Below are 15,612 nucleotides of genomic sequence, written 5' to 3'. Positions count from 1 at the left end.
GACGCCTGGCCCGACTGCATGCGTGACGCTGGCAGGGAAGCCGCGCCACACCAGGATTGGCTGCGCCTGATCAACACCCCCGGCCTCGGCCCACGCCGCATGCTGCAACTGGTCGAGGCCTTTGGTTCCCCCGGCCTGGCCCTGGACACCCCTGCCGCCGAGTGGCAACGGGCAGGTGTCGAACTCAAGCTGGATGACGCCGCGCGCCAGACCCGCGATGCCGGGGCCGCGGCCGACCAGGCCTGGCTGGATGCCGACCCCCGGCACCACCTCCTGTGTCTGGACGATCCTACCTACCCGCCCCTGCTGGCAGAACTCCCCGACCCACCACCGGTGCTGTACCTCAACGGTGACCCTGGGCTGTTGCGAACACCACAGGTCGGGATTGTCGGCAGCCGCGACGCGACGCCCCAAGGGGAACGCCTGGCCACCGAGTTCGCGCGCGAACTCGCCGGCGCCGGGCTGACCATCACCAGTGGCCTCGCGCGCGGCATCGACGGCGCCGCCCATGACGGCGCCCTGGCCGCCGCGGGCGGACGTACGATCGCCGTCGTCGCCACCGGGCCGGACCGCATCTACCCCGCCCAGCACCGGCGTCTGGCCCATCGCATCGCGGATCACGGTCTGGTGGTATCGCTGTGGCCCTGCGGCACCCGACCCCTGGCGCGGAACTTCCCGCAGCGCAACCGAGTGATCAGTGGCCTGTCACTCGCCACGCTCGTGGTGGAGGCCGCGCTCAAGAGCGGATCGCTGATCACCGCGCGCCTGGCCGCAGAACAGGGGCGGCAGGTCTATGCGGTCCCCGGCTCGGTACTCAGCCCAACCAGCCGCGGCTGCCACCGACTGATTCGTGACGGCGCCCAGCTGGTGGAGTCGGCCGACGAGATCCTCGACGACCTTGCGGACTGGCTGGGCGTGGCCCCCAATGCGCCCGCGGTCCAGATCGAACCCGCCCGCGAACCACTGGACCCGGAGCAGGAACGCCTGCTGAACGCGATGGGCTTCGACCCGGTACCGCTGGAAACCCTGCGCGAACGAACCAAATTGACCATCGAACAGCTTTCATCCATGCTGGTTTTGCTTGAACTTCATGGCCGCGTGGCCGCCCTCGACCACGGACGCTACCAGCGCCTCGACGCAGGATCCCCCGAATCATGAACGAGAACGTGCTGGATGTGCTCATGTATCTCTTTGAGCACACCATCGACGAGGAATCCGACGAGGAGCCAGACCGCTCGGAATTGGAACGTCATCTGGTGGAGGCCGGATTTGCCCGGCGCGAAATCGATCGTGCCCTGGGCTGGCTGGACCGCCTGATGAGCGAGGCCCCGCTGGCTGGGCGCGGTGGCGATGGTGCCGCCCAGCGGATTTACGCCCCCGAAGAGCGCAAACGCCTGGACACCGAGGCCCACGGCTTCCTGCTGCACCTGGAACAGAACGGACTGCTGACCGCCGGCACCCGCGAACTGGTGCTGGACCGGGTGATGGAACTGGATGCCGAGGAGATCGACCTCGACCAGCTGCGCTGGGTGGTCCTGATGGTACTGTTCAACCAGCCCGACGACGCGATCGCCTATTCCCGCCTGGAAGAGGTCATGCGCGACGACTCGGGCCCCACGGCCGTGGATTATCTGCACTGATTTCTCCGTCTTGCGAAAGGCGCGCGGTAGCCAACGGGCATTTCCTCCTCTAGTCTTTAGCGCCCGTGAACCCGGTTGCACCCGTGCAACCGCCACCGCCCTGACACGGAACCCGCTGCCACGGAGACGGTCCCGAGCGACATGAGCAAGCACCTCGTCATTGTAGAGTCCCCCGCCAAGGGCAAGACCATCGAGAAGTACCTGGGTCCCGATTACCAGGTCCTTGCCTCGTACGGCCATGTACGCGACCTCGTCCCCAAGGAGGGCGCGGTGGACCCGGAAGACGGGTTCCGCATGAAGTACGACATCATCGAGCGCAGCGAGAAGCAAATCGACGCGATCGCCAAGGCGCTGAAGAAGGCCGACGACCTGATCCTCGCGACTGACCCCGACCGCGAAGGGGAGGCGATCTCCTGGCACCTCTACGAGGTCCTGCGCGAGCGCGGCCTGCTGGACGATCGCGGTGTGCACCGTGTCGTGTTCCACGAGATCACCAAGAAGGCGATCCAGGAGGCGATCGAGGAACCGCGCGAGCTCGCCACCCCTCTGATCGACGCCCAGCAAGCGCGCCGCGCCCTGGACTACCTGGTCGGCTTCAACCTCTCGCCACTGCTGTGGCGCAAGATCAAGCGCGGGCTATCGGCCGGACGTGTGCAAAGCCCGGCGCTGCGCATGATCTGCGAGCGCGAGAACGAGATCGAGGCCTTCGTCCCGCGCGAATACTGGACCCTGGATGCCCTGACCGAACGCCAGGGCCAGGCATTTACTGCACGCCTGAGTCATCTGGACGGCAACAAGCTGGACCAGTTCGACCTGAACAGTGCCGAACTGGCGCACGACGCGCAGAAGCGCCTGAGCGAGGCCGCGAACGGTGAGTTGCGCGTCGCGAAGGTCGAGAAGAAACAGCGCCGCCGCAACCCGGCCGCACCGTTCACCACCTCAACCCTGCAGCAGGAGGCCTCGCGCAAGCTGGGCTTCACCGCGTCGCGCACCATGCGTACCGCACAGCAGCTCTATGAAGGGATCGATCTCGGCTCCGGCGCGGTCGGTCTGATCACCTACATGCGTACCGACTCGGTGGCCCTGGCCGGCGAGGCGATCGGCGAGATCCGCGGCCTGATCGAGGAACGCTATGGCGCGAACAACGTCCCCGACAGCCCGCGCCAGTACAAGACCAAGTCGAAGAATGCCCAGGAGGCCCACGAGGCCATCCGCCCAACCTCCGTGCGTCACGTACCGAACGAGGTACGCGACCGCATGACGAGCGACCAGGCGCGGCTGTACGACCTGATCTGGAAGCGCACGGTCGCCTGCCAGATGATCCACGCGACCTTCGACACCGTCGCCGCCGACCTGGTCCCGGGCGAGACCCAGCACCGCTTCCGCGCCACCGGCTCCACACTGGTCGACCCCGGCTTCATCGCCGTCTATCAGGAAGGCCGCGACGACGCGGCCGAGGACGACGAAGACAAACGTCTGCCCGAGATGGCCGAAGGCGACACCGTGAAGCTGAACGAGGTCACCGCCGACCAGCACTTCACCGAACCACCGCCGCGCTACACCGAGGCCAGCCTGGTGAAGACGCTGGAGGAATACGGCATCGGCCGCCCGTCGACCTACGCCAGCATCATCTCCACGCTGCAGTCGCGCGAGTACGTGGAAATGGACGGCAAGCGGTTCATCCCGACCGACACCGGGCGGATCGTGAACAGCTTCCTGACCCAGCACTTCGACCGCTACGTCGACTACGACTTCACCGCGAAGCTCGAGGACGAGCTGGACGCCATCTCGCGTGGCGAAAAGGACTGGGTGCCCGTCCTCGAGGCGTTTTGGGGCGACTTCCGTGACCGGGTGAAAGAGAAGGAAGAGAACGTCACCCGCGCCGAGGCCGTGCAGTCGCGCGAACTGGGCACCGACCCCAAGAGCGGGCGCCCGGTCTCGGTACGGCTCGGTCGCTTTGGCCCGATCGTGCAGATCGGCACCAAGGACGACGAGGAAAAGCCACTGTTCGCCGGGCTTCTGCCCGGGCAGAAGATGGACAAGGTCACCCTCGACGAGGCGCTGGAACTGTTCAAGCTGCCGCGCGACCTGGGCGAGACCCCCGAGGGCGAACCGGTGATGGTGAACATCGGGCGCTTCGGCCCATACGTGAAGTACGGCTCGAAGTATGCCTCCCTGACCCCGGACGATGACGTCTGGACCATCGAGCTGCCGCGTGCCCTGGAGATCGTCGCCGAGAAAAAGCAAAAGGACGCCGAACGCTTCATCATGAGCTTCGAGGCGGAAGGCATTCAGGTCCTGAACGGGCGCTACGGTCCCTACGTGACCGACGGCAACAAGAACGCCAAGATTCCGAAGGAGACCGATCCCAAGTCTCTGACATTGGAACAGTGCCAGGAGCTGATTGCGGCCGCCCCGGAACGCAAGGGCCGCGGGCGCAAGGGCGCGGCCAAGTCAACCGCGAAGACCTCGGGCAAGGCGGCGACCAAGACTGCCAGCAAGACAACGGCCAAGTCCAAGTCGACGACGACCAAGAAGGCGGCTCCGAAGAAGAAGGCCTCCAGCACCAAGAAAACGGGCACGAGCACGAAGAAGCCAGCGACCAAGAAGTCCACGGCAAAGAAGTCGAGCGCCGCGAAGTCCGGTGACGGAACCGGCGACAGCCGTTTGAGCGCCCAGCCCTCCGGCGACCGTGGATCGGACTGACCCGCTACTCACTCCCGAGACCGAGCCCGTCGCGCGCTGTGTACGCGACGGCGGGGTCATCGCCTACCCCACCGAGGCGGTCTTCGGCATCGGTTGCCGCCCGGACGTCGCAGCGGCGGTCGACCGCATCCTGAGCCTGAAAGGCCGACCGGCCGCCAAGGGGCTGATCGTGGTCAGTGACCGGCTGGACCGCCTCGCATCCTGGCTGGCCCCTTTACCCGCCGAACGCCAGGCCGAGATCGACGCCAGCTGGCCTGGACCCACCACCTGGCTGCTGCCGGTCACCCCGGATTGCCCGTCCCTGCTGCGCGGCGAGCACGACACGCTCGCGGTCCGCATAACCGCCCATCCGGCCACCCGCGCGCTGTGCGCGGCAGCTGACAGCGCGTTGGTTTCCACCAGCGCGAACCGCGCCGGCGAAGAGCCGTGCCGGACCTGGGATTGCGTTGCCTCACAACTCGGGACGGGCATCGATGCGATCCTGCAGGCAGAATGTGGCGGTCGCGACACGCCGAGCGCGATCCGCGACGCCCGCTCCGGGGCCTGGCTTCGGGGCGGACCGGACACCGAAACCCACGCTTGACCCACCAGGACGCAGCATGAGCCAGGACCCCGTCTCCATCGATCGCGTAATCGACTATCTGCAGGGCCTGCAGGACCGCATCTGCGAAGGGCTCGAGGGCCTGGATGGCCAAGCGCAGTTCGAGGAAGACGCCTGGGACCGGCCGGCCGGGGGTGGCGGGCGTACCCGGGTTCTACGCGAGGGGCGGATCTTCGAACAAGCAGGGGTCAACTTCTCCCACGTGATGGGCGACAACCTCCCGGCCTCGGCCACCGCCCACCGTCCGGAGATGGCCGGCCGTTCGTTCCAGGCCACCGGGGTGTCACTGGTGATCCACCCGCACAATCCCTACGTGCCCACCTCGCACGCCAACGTGCGCTTCTTCATCGCGGAGAAGCCCGGCGAGGCGCCGATTTGGTGGTTCGGCGGCGGCTTCGACCTCACGCCCTACTACGGCTCCGACGAGGACTGCATCCACTGGCATCGCACAGCCGAGGCCGCCTGCCGCCCGTTCGGCGAGCACCTCTACCCGGCCCACAAGAAGTGGTGCGACGAGTACTTTCACCTGAAGCATCGCGACGAGCCACGCGGCGTCGGCGGGCTGTTCTTCGACGATTTCAGCGAGGGCGGCTTCGAGCACGCCTTCGGCTACATGCAGAGCGTGGGCAATGCGTATCTGGATGCCTACACCCCTATCGTCGAGCGCCGTCACGATACCGAGTACGGCGACCGCGAGCGCCAATTCCAGCTCTACCGCCGCGGCCGCTATGTCGAGTTCAACCTGGTCTACGACCGCGGTACGCTATTCGGCCTGCAGTCGGGCGGGCGCACCGAATCGATCCTGATGTCGCTGCCGCCACTGGTACGCTGGGAATACAACTACCAACCAGAACCCGGTACGCCCGAGGCCGCACTGTACGAGCGCTACCTGAAACCCCGCGACTGGCTAGCCGAGGCCACCCGCTGAACCCAAAGGACCCGGCATGACCGCACCGATTGCCCCGTATCCCGCCGGCCGTCCGCGCCGGATGCGCCGCGACGCGTTTTCCCGTCGTCTGATGCGCGAGCACCACCTGCGCGCCGATGACCTGATCCTGCCGGTGTTCGTCACCGAGGGCGAAGGCGTCCGCGAGGCCGTGCCGTCCATGCCCGGCGTGGAACGCGTGTCGATCGACCAGCTATTGGAAGAGGCCTCCGCGGCCGTGCGCCTCGGCATCCCGGCGCTGGCGCTGTTCCCGGTGGTCCCGACGGAAAAGAAGAGCCTGGACGCACAGGAGGCCTGGAATCCGGATGCCCTGGCGCAGCGCGCGGTGCGCGCGCTGAAGTCGGCCCACCCCGAGCTCGGCGTGATCACCGACGTCGCCCTGGACCCGTTCACCACCCACGGCCAGGACGGCATCATCGACGATGACGGCTACGTGGTGAACGACATCACCGTCGAGGCCCTGGTGAAGCAGGCGCTGTCGCATGCCGCGGCCGGCGCCGACGTGGTTGCCCCCTCCGACATGATGGACGGACGCATCGGCGCGATTCGCGGCGCGCTGGAGGACGGCGGGAATGTGCACACGCGCATCCTCGCCTACTCCGCCAAGTATGCCTCCGCCTTCTACGGTCCGTTCCGTGACGCCGTCGGCTCGGCCGGCAACCTCGGCAAGGGGGGCAAGGAGACCTACCAGATGGATCCGGCCAACAGCGACGAGGCCCTGCACGAGGTCGCGCTGGACCTGGCCGAGGGTGCCGACATGGTGATGGTCAAACCGGGCATGCCGTATCTGGACGTGGTCCGCCGCATCCGTGACGAGTTCCAGCGCCCGACCTTCGTCTATCACGTCTCCGGCGAGTACGCGATGCTCAAGGCCGCCGCCGAACGCGGCTGGCTGGACGAGCGCGCCTGCGTGCTGGAGGCCTTGACCGGCATGAAGCGCGCCGGGGCCGACGGCATCCTCACCTACTACGCCCGCACCGTGGCCGAATGGCTGGCGGAGGACGCCGCCCGATGAGCGAACCGCGCCCGGATCGCTACGCAGTGGTGGGCAACCCGATCCACCATTCGCTCTCCCCGCGCATTCACACCCTGTTCGCCGAACAAACCGGTCAGTTTCTCGTTTATGACGCCCGTCAGGGCACACCCGGGCAGTTCGCCGAGGAGGTCAATGCCTGGTTCGCGGAAGGCCTGCGCGGCCTGAACGTGACGGTCCCCTTCAAGGAAGAGGCCTTCGCCCTGGCGCGCCAGCTCAGCGACCGCGCGCGCCACGCCGGCGCCGTGAACACGCTATGGCGGGACAGCGAACTCCAGATCCATGGCGACAACACCGACGGTATCGGCTTCTGCCGCGACCTGGAACGTCTGGGCTTTCAGGTACGCGACCGGCGTATCCTGATCCTGGGCGCGGGCGGTGCCACCCGCGGACTGCTGCAACCGCTGCTGGAGGGCGCGCCGGAGACCCTGGTGATCGCCAACCGAACGCCGGAACGCGCGGAGGCGCTCGCCGAGGCCTTTCGCGATATTGCCCCGGCGACTCGCCTCTCCGCCTGCGGCCTGAACCGCCTGCCCTCCCACTCGTTCGACCTCGTGATCAACGCGACCGCGACCGGCCTCGGGCAGGACGGATTGGACCTGCCCGACCACCTGGTTCACCCGGACAGCCTGGCCTACGACCTGGTCTACGGCGCCGGTGCCCAGCGCTTCCTCGCCTGGGCCCGCAACGCCGGCTGCACGCACGGCAGCGATGGCCTCGGCATGTTGGTGGAACAAGCCGCCGAAGCCTTCTCGATCTGGCGCGGGGTCCATCCCGAAACCGCCCCGGTGCTGCACGAACTGCGTCACGAAATCGACGGCCAATAGCCCACCACTTCTCCGGGTTCATGGACGGTTCACCCCGCGGACCGCAAGCTGGGATTCATCACGTCCGCTGCCTTGCGGATCACACGAACACGGGAGAACCGCCATGCAACGCATTCTCGCTCTGGCCGCCACCGGCGCCCTGGTGCTGGTGATGGGCTGCACCACCACCGATCCATACACCGGGGAAGAACGCGTCTCGCGTGCCACCATCGGGGCCGGCATCGGCGCGGCCACCGGCGCCGTGCTCGGCAGTGTCACCAGCAGCCGCAACCGCACTCAGCGCGCCATGATCGGGGCTGGCATCGGGGCCCTGGCCGGCGGCGCCATCGGCAACTACATGGACCGTCAGGAAGATGCCCTGCGCGAACAGCTGCGCGGCACCGGCGTCAGCGTCACGCGCGACGGCGACAACATCATCCTCAACATGCCGAGCAACATCACCTTCGATTTCGACCGTGCCGAGGTCAAACCGCAGTTCCAGGACGTGCTGGATTCCGTCGCTCTGGTCCTTGAGGAGTTTGACCAAACCGGCATCGAGGTGGCCGGCCACACCGACAGCACCGGCCGGGTCGAGTACAACATGAACCTCTCCGAACGCCGAGCCGAAAGCGTGGGCCAGGCGCTGATCCGCCGCGGCGTGCAGTCCGTACGCGTGCACACCATCGGCTTTGGACCGCACCAGCCGGTGGCCACCAATGAAACCGATGCCGGGCGCGAGCAGAACCGCCGCGTGGAGCTCACCCTGTTCCCGCTCACTGCCGACTCATAAGCCGTCGACCGCCCCGGAATCACCCCCGGGGCGGTCGCTTGTGCTGGACACCCCCACCCTTCCTGCGGCAAAATCCCAAACATTCGCCGCACCGTCATTTTTCGGTGTAATCGCGTCCATTGTCTACAGGATCGCTACCGATTCCCCCTGCTATGGCCTCCATTCTGCTGCTCAACGGCCCCAACCTGAACCTGCTGGGACAGCGGGAGCCGGAGCGCTACGGCGCCCAGACCCTGGCCGACATTGAGACCGACCTGCGCGACCGTGCCGAACAGGCGGATACCACGCTCGACTGCTTTCAGAGCAATCATGAGGGCGATCTCATCGACCGCATTCATGCCGCCCCCGGCGAGGGCGTACAACGCATCCTGATTAATCCCGGTGGCCTGACCCATACCAGCGTCAGTCTGCGCGATGCCCTGCTGGGGGTCGCCATCCCGTTTTACGAGATCCATATCAGCAATATCCACGCCCGCGAGCCGTTCCGCCAGACCTCGCGTCTGAGCGATGTCGCCGCCGGTCTGGTCAGTGGCTTTGGGGTCATTGGCTACCGGCTGGCGCTGGATGCGGCGCTTGCAGCTATCAAGGAATAAGAGGCTTCCATGGACATTCGCAAGGTCAAGAAACTGATCGACCTGCTCGACGAGAGCGGCATCCACGAGATCGAGATTCACGAGGGCGAGGAATCAGTCCGCATTACGCGTTCCGCCAGCGGGACCGCCGTAGCCGCCCCGGCGCCGCTGCCCGCGCCGGCACCAGCGGCCGCCCCTGCTCCAGCCGCGCCGGCCGATACCACGCCCGCCGCGCCGGAGATGGATGGTCACCGCGTCACCGCCCCGATGGTCGGCACCTTCTATCGCGCGCCCAGTCCGGGTTCGAAGCCGTTCGTCGAGGTCGGCCAGACCGTCGAGGTCGGCGAGACCCTGTGCATCATCGAGGCCATGAAGATGCTCAATCCGATCGAGGCCGATCAGGCCGGCACCATCCGCGACATCCTGATCGAAAACGGCAACCCGGTGGAATACGGGCAACCGCTGTTCATCATCGGATGAGCCCATTCGCCGGGCCCGGTCCCGGCTCCGCTGGAAACAGGTTCGAGCATGTTTGAGAAAATTCTGATCGCCAACCGCGGCGAGATCGCTCTGCGGGTCCTGCGCACCTGCCGCGAAATGGGCATTGCGACTGTCGCCGCGCACTCCAGTGCCGACCGCGACCTGAAGCACGTCCGCCTTGCGGACGAATCCGTTTGCATCGGTCCCGCGGCGTCCGGCGAGAGCTACCTGAATATTCCCGCGCTGATCGCCGCCGCCGAGGTCACCGATGCCGGCGCGATCCATCCGGGCTACGGTTTTCTGTCGGAGAACGCGGACTTCGCCGAACGGGTCGAGTCCTCGGGCTTTGCCTTCATCGGCCCGCGGGCCGACACCATTCGCCTGATGGGCGACAAGGTCTCCGCCAAGCAATCGATGCTGGAGGCCAACGTGCCCTGCGTCCCCGGCTCCGGCGGTGCCCTGGGCGAAGACGCAGACACCAACCTGGCGCTGGCGCGTGAGATCGGCTACCCGGTCATCATCAAGGCCGCCGCCGGCGGTGGTGGCCGCGGCATGCGCGTGGTGCATACCGAAGGGGCCTTGCTGAGTGCGATCTCGCTGACACGCAACGAGGCCCAGCAGGGCTTCGGCAACGACACCCTGTACATGGAAAAATACCTGGAGCAACCACGCCACGTGGAGTTCCAGATTCTCGCCGACAGCCACGGCAACGCGGTTTGCCTGGGTGAGCGCGACTGTTCCATGCAGCGCCGTCATCAGAAGGTGATCGAGGAGGCCCCTGCCCCCGGCATTACCGATGAGCAACGCCAGGCCATGGCGCAGCGCCTGATCCGCGCCTGTCAGGAGATCGGTTACCGCGGCGCGGGCACCTTCGAGTTCCTGTACGAGAACGGGGCCTTCTACTTCATCGAGATGAATACCCGCCTGCAGGTCGAACACACGGTCACCGAGCAGGTCACCGGGATCGACCTGGTGCGCGAGCAGATCCGCATCGCCGCCGGGGAGCCACTGGGCTACACCCAGGACGATGTGCGCATCACCGGCCACGCGATCGAGTGCCGCATCAATGCCGAAGACCCAACCACCTTCATGCCCAGCCCCGGCACCATCCAGCAGTACCACGCGCCGGGCGGTCCGGGTATCCGCATGGATACTCACATCTACAACGGTTACGTCGTGCCACCGTATTATGACTCGATGATCGGCAAGCTCATCGCCCACGGCAATAGCCGAGCGGTCGCCCTCGCGCGCATGCGAGGGGCCCTGGGCGAGATCGTCGTGGACGGCATCCAGACCAACGTCGCGCTGCACCACGACCTGATGATTGACGCGAATTTCCAGCGTGGCGAGACCGACATTCACTATCTTGAGAAGAAACTGAAGGCACAGGCCTGACGGCCCGCGTCATCCGGAGCCCCCATGAGCCTTGCCGAACTCGAATGCCAGATCACCCCGGAACAGGCCGAGCCACTTGAAGACACCCTGTTCGAACTGGGCGCGGTCAGCGTCGAGCTATTCGATGCCGCCGATGAGCCGCTGTTCGAGCCCCCAATAGGCACCCATCCGCTGTGGTCCACCGTGCGCCTGAAGGCGGTATTCCCGGACACGACCCAGGCCGATCTTGCGGCCGCGGCACTGGAACGCCAGGCACAGGCACCAGAGGGGATCCTGGTCCAGGCGATCGAGGATCAAGACTGGGTGCGAGCAGGCCTTGACGGCCTGGGCGCGATCCATTGCGGCCACTCGCTGTGGATTGTGCCTTCCTGGGAAGACGAGCCCGCCATTGAGGAAGGCACGTTCGTCCGCCTGGACCCTGGACTGGCCTTCGGCACCGGTAACCACCCGACCACCGCGATGTGCCTCGCCGCCCTGGCCCAACAGCCACCGCGCGATCTGGACGTCCTGGATTACGGCTGCGGCTCCGGCATCCTTGCCATCGCGGCCCTCAAACTCGGCGCACGCCAGGCCGTGGGTATCGACATCGACGCACAGGCCGTGCAGGCAACCCGCAGCAACGCCGATGCGAATGCCGTACCCCCGGCCCAGCTGGAAATTGGATTGCTCGACCATCCGGTACCGACGGCGGGCTTCGACCTGGTACTGGCCAACATCCTCGCCAAACCCCTGATCGACCTCGCGCCGGAGCTGGCCCGCGCGGCCAAACCGGGCGCACGTATTCTGCTCGCCGGCCTGCTGGAGCGCCAGGCGGATGAGGTGATGGCCGCCTACTCCGATGCCTTCGACATCGGCGTTGAAGACTGTCGCGAAGGCTGGGCATTGCTGGGCGGCCGGCGGCGCTAGCTATGTACATGAGGCACAGGCAAGAGCATGGGGCATTACGCGTACGCTTGACCCACCTCGCCTGACAGCCGAATCGGACGATGCTGGCCCGCTGCCCTGAATGCCGCGTCACCCACGCCCTGGCCAGCGGCGACAAGGTCCGCCTGCACAAGGTCCGCTGCTCTAACTGTGGTGCCGAGTTCGCCCTGTTCCCGGCGCTCGAAATCGGCGGCGCAGGAGAACGTGTGCTCGGTGAAGGGGTCGTCTCTGCCGATCGCCCCCCACCACCCCAAATCGAGTCCATCCCGAAGGTGGCATGGAAGCTCGACATTGAGGCCCCACCGAGACTTCTCAACCTGCACGCCGCCAGAGGTAGACGGACGTGGCCGGGTCTCGCCCTGGCCTTGGGGCTGCTCGCTTTATTCGGGCTACAGGTATTGATCATCCCCCCTATTGCGCCCGGTCAGCAGGCCGAGCTGGACCAAGCGCGCAGCATGCTGTGCGGCGTGATCCAATGTCCCGACTGGCACCCACCACGAGTGCCAGGGCAGGTCCGCGTCTCGACGCCCGATTTCGTGATCACCACCGACGGAACTCTGCACCTGCGATTCGAGCTCGAAAGCCCAATACGCCAAGCCTGGCCGGTCCTGGATATCCGGCTGACAGACCGGCTGGGCACCTCGCAGGGCAGGCTACGCCTGAACCCGGCCGACTACACCGACCCACAACGCCCCATGGACGCCCACCAATCCCATACCGTACGGGCGATCCTGTTGCCTCTGAACGACCGCGTCGCAGGCATCGAGATCCGCCCTCGCTAAGCCCACCCAGGGGTCTCGACCCTCAATGACCGGTACCTCTGGCCCCTGCCATTGAGCGAGAAGTCGCGCCCCTGAACTGCTAGACTCGCATGCCCCCTCGGCTGTCGGCGACCCACATGAAGATCGGAAGCCACCACTTTGCGGACCCCGTCGTGTTCCTGGCTCCGATGGCCGGGATTACGGATCGTCCGTTCCGATTACTCGCACGGCGTCTGGGCGCCAGTGCCGCGGTGTCCGAGATGGTCACGTCCGACACCCGGCTGTGGAACAGCGACAAGAGCCGGCACCGCCTCGACCATCGCCAGGAGCCCCGGCCGCGCATTGTGCAGCTGCTGGGGAACGAGCCCGGCCCGCTGGCCGCTGCGGCCCGCGAGAACGTGCGCCGCGGGGCCGACGTGATCGACCTCAACCTCGGCTGCCCGGCCAAGAAGGTCTGCAGCAAGGCGGCCGGATCGGCATTGCTGGGCGAACCGGAACGGGTGCGCGAGTTGTTGCAGGCACTCACTGAGGCCGTCACGGTGCCGGTCACCTTGAAGATGCGCCTGGGTCTGGACCGCGAACGGATGAACGGCGAAGCCATCGCCGCCATCGCCGAGGACAGCGGCATCTCGATGCTGACCGTACATGGCCGTACCCGAGCCGATGCCTACCGCGGACAGGCCGACTACTTCGCGATCGAGCGGATTGTGCGGACGGTCTCCATCCCGGTACTCGCCAACGGCGATATCACCTCACTCCAGCGGGCACGGCAGGTAATCGATATGACCGGTGCGGCCGGCGTAATGATCGGTCGTGCGGCCCAGGGACAGCCTTGGCTGCCCGGCCAGATCCGTGCAGCACTGGCCGGCGAACCGATCCCGCCGGCACCGGATCTGGCAACGCGTCTGGGCCTGATTCAGGACCACATTACCGAATTGCATACCCAATACGGCGAACCGCAAGGCGTACGTATCGCGCGCAAGCATCTAGGCTGGTATCTTCAGGGTCTGGGTCTCGACGAGGCCTGGACACGGGCGGCCCGGGCTGACCTTCTTGCCGCCCCCACCGCCAGCGAACAGTTACGGCGCCTGCGCGCCCACCTGACGGGAATCGCAAGCGAGGCTGCATGAGCACGAACATGCCACTCGAACAAGAAACGGATGTCCGGGATGCCGCACTGGCGGGCACTCTGTCCTACGACTGCGTGCTGGCGGAATCCGTGCGCCACGCGCTGGACCAATACTTCGAGACCCTGGACGGCCAAAGCAGCCACGACCTCTACGCGCTTGTAATGAACGAAGTGGAACGCCCCCTACTCGCCAGCGTGCTGGAGCGCTGCGGGGGCAACCAGAGCCGCGCGGCCGCCCTGCTGGGGCTGAACCGAGCCACCCTGCGCAAAAAACTCCGCACCCACGGCCTCGTAAACCTCAACGGCAACGGTGCTGCGACCTGACGTTCCGTTCTGGTCACAGGAAGATCGGAAAGTCAGAAAGCTTTCGCAAGATCCTGGTCCGGATGCCTTATCCGGCGATTTGGATTACCAGCAGGTTTCTGCTGCAGGACCTGTACGGCGACCGCTCCGAGATGCATGAAATTACTCGCCATCCTGCGACCACCCGCACGATCCCCCTTTCAATCTTCCCGCCTTCCTGTAAACCGCCCTTCCTTCTCCGTGTCCTCCGTGCACTTGGTGGCGCAAGAATGAACGGTTAGCCCTGCCAGGCGAGACGGTTCAGGACGGCCTGGTGCAGTTCCGGGGTGGCGGCCGCGAGGACGTTGGCCGTGTTGAGGTCGAGCTCACCGCCGGAGAGGTTGGTGAACACGCCGCCGGCCTCGCGCACGATCACTGCCAGTGCGGCGATATCCAGGATGTTCACATCGGACTCGACGATCAGGTCGATGCTACCGCGCGCCAGAAGGTGGTAATGGTAGAAGTCGCCGTACCCGCGGGTGCGGTTCACCTCGGCCGTGATTCCGCCCAGCGCCTTCCAGCCCTCGGCATTCTGCGCCAGGGACTTGAGGTTGCCGGTGGACAGCGAGGCACGGCCCAGGTCGGTGGTCTTCTCGACCGCGATCGGATCGCCATTGAGGAAGGCACCCTGGCCCTTCTCGGCCCAGGCGCGCTCGCCAAACTGGATGCCATTGGACAGCCCCAGGATCAGCTCGCCCTTGTACATCAGCGCGATCTGCGTGGAGAAGAACGGATAGCGGCGCACGAAGCTCTTGGTGCCGTCGATCGGGTCGATCAGCCAGACGTAGTCGGAATCCATATCCGACTGCCCGGTCTCCTCGCCGTAAAAACCGTGGTCCGGAAAGTGCTCGCGGATCACCTGGCGGATCGCCTGTTCGCTCTCTACGTCGGCCCGAGTCACCGGGGTGTCGTCGGGTTTGGTTTCGACGTCGACACCCGTCTCGTAGTAGTGGCGGATCACCTTCTCGGCGGCATCGGCGGCGGCCTGGGCGGCCTCCATGAACGCGCTTCGCGACATGCTCGTGTCCCCTCGGCAAAAGCCGCTATCGTACCATGAGGCAAAACCGGGGCTGATCCTGCGGCGACCCTGCCACCTTCGCGGGTTGGTTGTCGCAGCCCGGGCATGCCCCGATAATGCCGCGATTATTTCGAGGAGCATGACATGTCCAAGAAGCTGCCCGACGTCAGCAATATCGAACGCCTGGAACTGTTTGGCGAGGACTACAACCCCACCGCCAGCATCGAGAACGTGGATGGCCAGAGTCTGTCGCTGCAGATTTACTACCAGCTCGCGCTGGACTATGGCGGCATCGGTCCGAAGGCGGCAAACTCCGGCCTCCTGATGTATGGAAGCCATGCCGACGATGCCCGCGCCAACCCTGGCAAACACCCGAACATCGATCGCCTGATCGACGTACTGAACAACGACTACTACCTGTCGGTGAAGGCGGTCCCCAAGCGCGACAGCAAGGCCGGCTAAGCGCGTG

The 15,612-nt window shown here is 66.1% G+C and carries 17 protein-coding genes; 16 read left to right on the top strand and 1 reads right to left on the bottom strand.

The annotated features are described in order from the left end of the window. Window positions 1-18: 18 nt before the first annotated feature. From dprA to D002_RS0108120, 15 genes are all read left to right on the top strand, one after another. Complete coding sequence (gene dprA / locus D002_RS0108190; RefSeq protein WP_018141434.1) at window positions 19-1,158, top strand: DNA-processing protein DprA; 1,140 nt, start codon at window positions 19-21, stop codon at window positions 1,156-1,158. Continuing rightward, window positions 1,155-1,640, top strand: a complete 486-nt coding sequence (locus D002_RS0108185) for a DUF494 family protein (protein ID WP_018141433.1) — start codon at window positions 1,155-1,157, stop codon at window positions 1,638-1,640. The genes dprA and D002_RS0108185 overlap by 4 nt, the downstream gene beginning before the upstream one ends. A 141-nt stretch (window positions 1,641-1,781) precedes the next feature. Beyond that, window positions 1,782-4,346: a DNA topoisomerase I gene (locus tag D002_RS0108180; RefSeq protein ID WP_018141432.1), complete on the top strand. Its 2,565-nt coding sequence runs from the start codon at window positions 1,782-1,784 to the stop codon at window positions 4,344-4,346. After that, complete coding sequence (locus D002_RS0108175) at window positions 4,333-4,929, top strand: L-threonylcarbamoyladenylate synthase (RefSeq protein WP_018141431.1); 597 nt, start codon at window positions 4,333-4,335, stop codon at window positions 4,927-4,929. Before D002_RS0108180 ends, D002_RS0108175 begins: the two co-directional genes overlap by 14 nt. Before the next feature lie 16 nt (window positions 4,930-4,945). Continuing rightward, the gene (gene hemF / locus D002_RS0108170; RefSeq protein ID WP_018141430.1) at window positions 4,946-5,875 is read left to right on the top strand and encodes an oxygen-dependent coproporphyrinogen oxidase; all 930 of its coding nucleotides are present in this window, start codon (window positions 4,946-4,948) and stop codon (window positions 5,873-5,875) included. Window positions 5,876-5,891: 16 nt separating this feature from the next. Continuing rightward, window positions 5,892-6,908: a porphobilinogen synthase gene (hemB, locus tag D002_RS0108165; RefSeq protein ID WP_018141429.1), complete on the top strand. Its 1,017-nt coding sequence runs from the start codon at window positions 5,892-5,894 to the stop codon at window positions 6,906-6,908. Further along, window positions 6,905-7,753 carry a shikimate dehydrogenase gene (gene aroE / locus D002_RS0108160; protein ID WP_018141428.1) on the top strand — a complete coding sequence of 283 codons (849 nt, stop codon included), beginning with the start codon at window positions 6,905-6,907 and terminating at the stop codon, window positions 7,751-7,753. Before hemB ends, aroE begins: the two co-directional genes overlap by 4 nt. A 103-nt stretch (window positions 7,754-7,856) precedes the next feature. After that, window positions 7,857-8,522, top strand: a complete 666-nt coding sequence (locus D002_RS0108155; RefSeq protein WP_018141427.1) for an OmpA family protein — start codon at window positions 7,857-7,859, stop codon at window positions 8,520-8,522. A gap of 152 nt (window positions 8,523-8,674) precedes the next feature. Further along, entirely contained in the window at window positions 8,675-9,115 is a 441-nt protein-coding gene (gene aroQ / locus D002_RS0108150; RefSeq protein WP_018141426.1) for a type II 3-dehydroquinate dehydratase, read from the top strand. A gap of 9 nt (window positions 9,116-9,124) precedes the next feature. Next, window positions 9,125-9,574 (top strand): acetyl-CoA carboxylase biotin carboxyl carrier protein, encoded by a 450-nt coding sequence (gene accB, locus D002_RS0108145; RefSeq protein WP_018141425.1) that lies wholly within the window; start codon window positions 9,125-9,127, stop codon window positions 9,572-9,574. Window positions 9,575-9,622: 48 nt separating this feature from the next. After that, window positions 9,623-10,969 carry an acetyl-CoA carboxylase biotin carboxylase subunit gene (gene accC, locus D002_RS0108140; protein WP_018141424.1) on the top strand — a complete coding sequence of 449 codons (1,347 nt, stop codon included), beginning with the start codon at window positions 9,623-9,625 and terminating at the stop codon, window positions 10,967-10,969. Between the two features lie 24 nt (window positions 10,970-10,993). Then, a complete protein-coding gene (gene prmA / locus D002_RS0108135) occupies window positions 10,994-11,875 on the top strand; it encodes a 50S ribosomal protein L11 methyltransferase (RefSeq protein WP_018141423.1) in 882 nt (293 codons plus the stop codon). 80 nt (window positions 11,876-11,955) lie between these two features. Further along, the gene (locus D002_RS0108130) at window positions 11,956-12,675 is read left to right on the top strand and encodes a DUF3426 domain-containing protein (protein ID WP_018141422.1); all 720 of its coding nucleotides are present in this window, start codon (window positions 11,956-11,958) and stop codon (window positions 12,673-12,675) included. A gap of 116 nt (window positions 12,676-12,791) precedes the next feature. Beyond that, window positions 12,792-13,784 (top strand): tRNA dihydrouridine synthase DusB, encoded by a 993-nt coding sequence (gene dusB, locus D002_RS0108125; protein ID WP_018141421.1) that lies wholly within the window; start codon window positions 12,792-12,794, stop codon window positions 13,782-13,784. Beyond that, the gene (locus D002_RS0108120; protein ID WP_018141420.1) at window positions 13,781-14,107 is read left to right on the top strand and encodes a helix-turn-helix domain-containing protein; all 327 of its coding nucleotides are present in this window, start codon (window positions 13,781-13,783) and stop codon (window positions 14,105-14,107) included. The genes dusB and D002_RS0108120 overlap by 4 nt, the downstream gene beginning before the upstream one ends. 256 nt (window positions 14,108-14,363) lie before the next feature. Here the strand turns inward: D002_RS0108120 and D002_RS0108115 are convergent, their stop codons facing one another. Continuing rightward, on the bottom strand, window positions 14,364-15,125 hold the full coding sequence (locus tag D002_RS0108115) for an inositol monophosphatase family protein (protein WP_018141419.1): 762 nt from the start codon (window positions 15,123-15,125) through the stop codon (window positions 14,364-14,366). 162 nt (window positions 15,126-15,287) lie between these two features. Between D002_RS0108115 and D002_RS0108110 the strand changes: the two genes are divergently transcribed. Beyond that, window positions 15,288-15,605, top strand: coding sequence for a DUF2322 family protein (locus D002_RS0108110; protein WP_018141418.1), 318 nt, complete (start codon window positions 15,288-15,290; stop codon window positions 15,603-15,605). The last annotated feature ends 7 nt before the right edge of the window (window positions 15,606-15,612 follow it).

Source organism: Thioalkalivibrio sp. ALJ7 (assembly GCF_000376865.1).
Taxonomy (GTDB): domain Bacteria; phylum Pseudomonadota; class Gammaproteobacteria; order Ectothiorhodospirales; family Ectothiorhodospiraceae; genus Thioalkalivibrio.
This window is presented reverse-complemented; position numbering and strand designations above follow the sequence as displayed.

What these genes read in the sequence shown, in the direction of transcription:
- accB (WP_018141425.1), top strand. Translation starts at nt 9,125, where the DNA reads ATGGACATTCGCAAGGTCAAGAAACTGATCGACCTGCTCGACGAGAGC.
- dusB (WP_018141421.1), top strand. Translation starts at nt 12,792, where the DNA reads ATGAAGATCGGAAGCCACCACTTTGCGGACCCCGTCGTGTTCCTGGCT.
- hemF (WP_018141430.1), top strand. Translation starts at nt 4,946, where the DNA reads ATGAGCCAGGACCCCGTCTCCATCGATCGCGTAATCGACTATCTGCAG.
- hemB (WP_018141429.1), top strand. Translation starts at nt 5,892, where the DNA reads ATGACCGCACCGATTGCCCCGTATCCCGCCGGCCGTCCGCGCCGGATG.
- accC (WP_018141424.1), top strand. Translation starts at nt 9,623, where the DNA reads ATGTTTGAGAAAATTCTGATCGCCAACCGCGGCGAGATCGCTCTGCGG.
- D002_RS0108130 (WP_018141422.1), top strand. Translation starts at nt 11,956, where the DNA reads ATGCTGGCCCGCTGCCCTGAATGCCGCGTCACCCACGCCCTGGCCAGC.
- D002_RS0108155 (WP_018141427.1), top strand. Translation starts at nt 7,857, where the DNA reads ATGCAACGCATTCTCGCTCTGGCCGCCACCGGCGCCCTGGTGCTGGTG.
- aroQ (WP_018141426.1), top strand. Translation starts at nt 8,675, where the DNA reads ATGGCCTCCATTCTGCTGCTCAACGGCCCCAACCTGAACCTGCTGGGA.
- D002_RS0108110 (WP_018141418.1), top strand. Translation starts at nt 15,288, where the DNA reads ATGTCCAAGAAGCTGCCCGACGTCAGCAATATCGAACGCCTGGAACTG.
- D002_RS0108180 (WP_018141432.1), top strand. Translation starts at nt 1,782, where the DNA reads ATGAGCAAGCACCTCGTCATTGTAGAGTCCCCCGCCAAGGGCAAGACC.
- prmA (WP_018141423.1), top strand. Translation starts at nt 10,994, where the DNA reads ATGAGCCTTGCCGAACTCGAATGCCAGATCACCCCGGAACAGGCCGAG.
- D002_RS0108115 (WP_018141419.1), bottom strand. Translation starts at nt 15,125, where the DNA reads ATGGAGGCCGCCCAGGCCGCCGCCGATGCCGCCGAGAAGGTGATCCGC.
- aroE (WP_018141428.1), top strand. Translation starts at nt 6,905, where the DNA reads ATGAGCGAACCGCGCCCGGATCGCTACGCAGTGGTGGGCAACCCGATC.
- D002_RS0108185 (WP_018141433.1), top strand. Translation starts at nt 1,155, where the DNA reads ATGAACGAGAACGTGCTGGATGTGCTCATGTATCTCTTTGAGCACACC.
- D002_RS0108120 (WP_018141420.1), top strand. Translation starts at nt 13,781, where the DNA reads ATGAGCACGAACATGCCACTCGAACAAGAAACGGATGTCCGGGATGCC.
- dprA (WP_018141434.1), top strand. Translation starts at nt 19, where the DNA reads ATGCGTGACGCTGGCAGGGAAGCCGCGCCACACCAGGATTGGCTGCGC.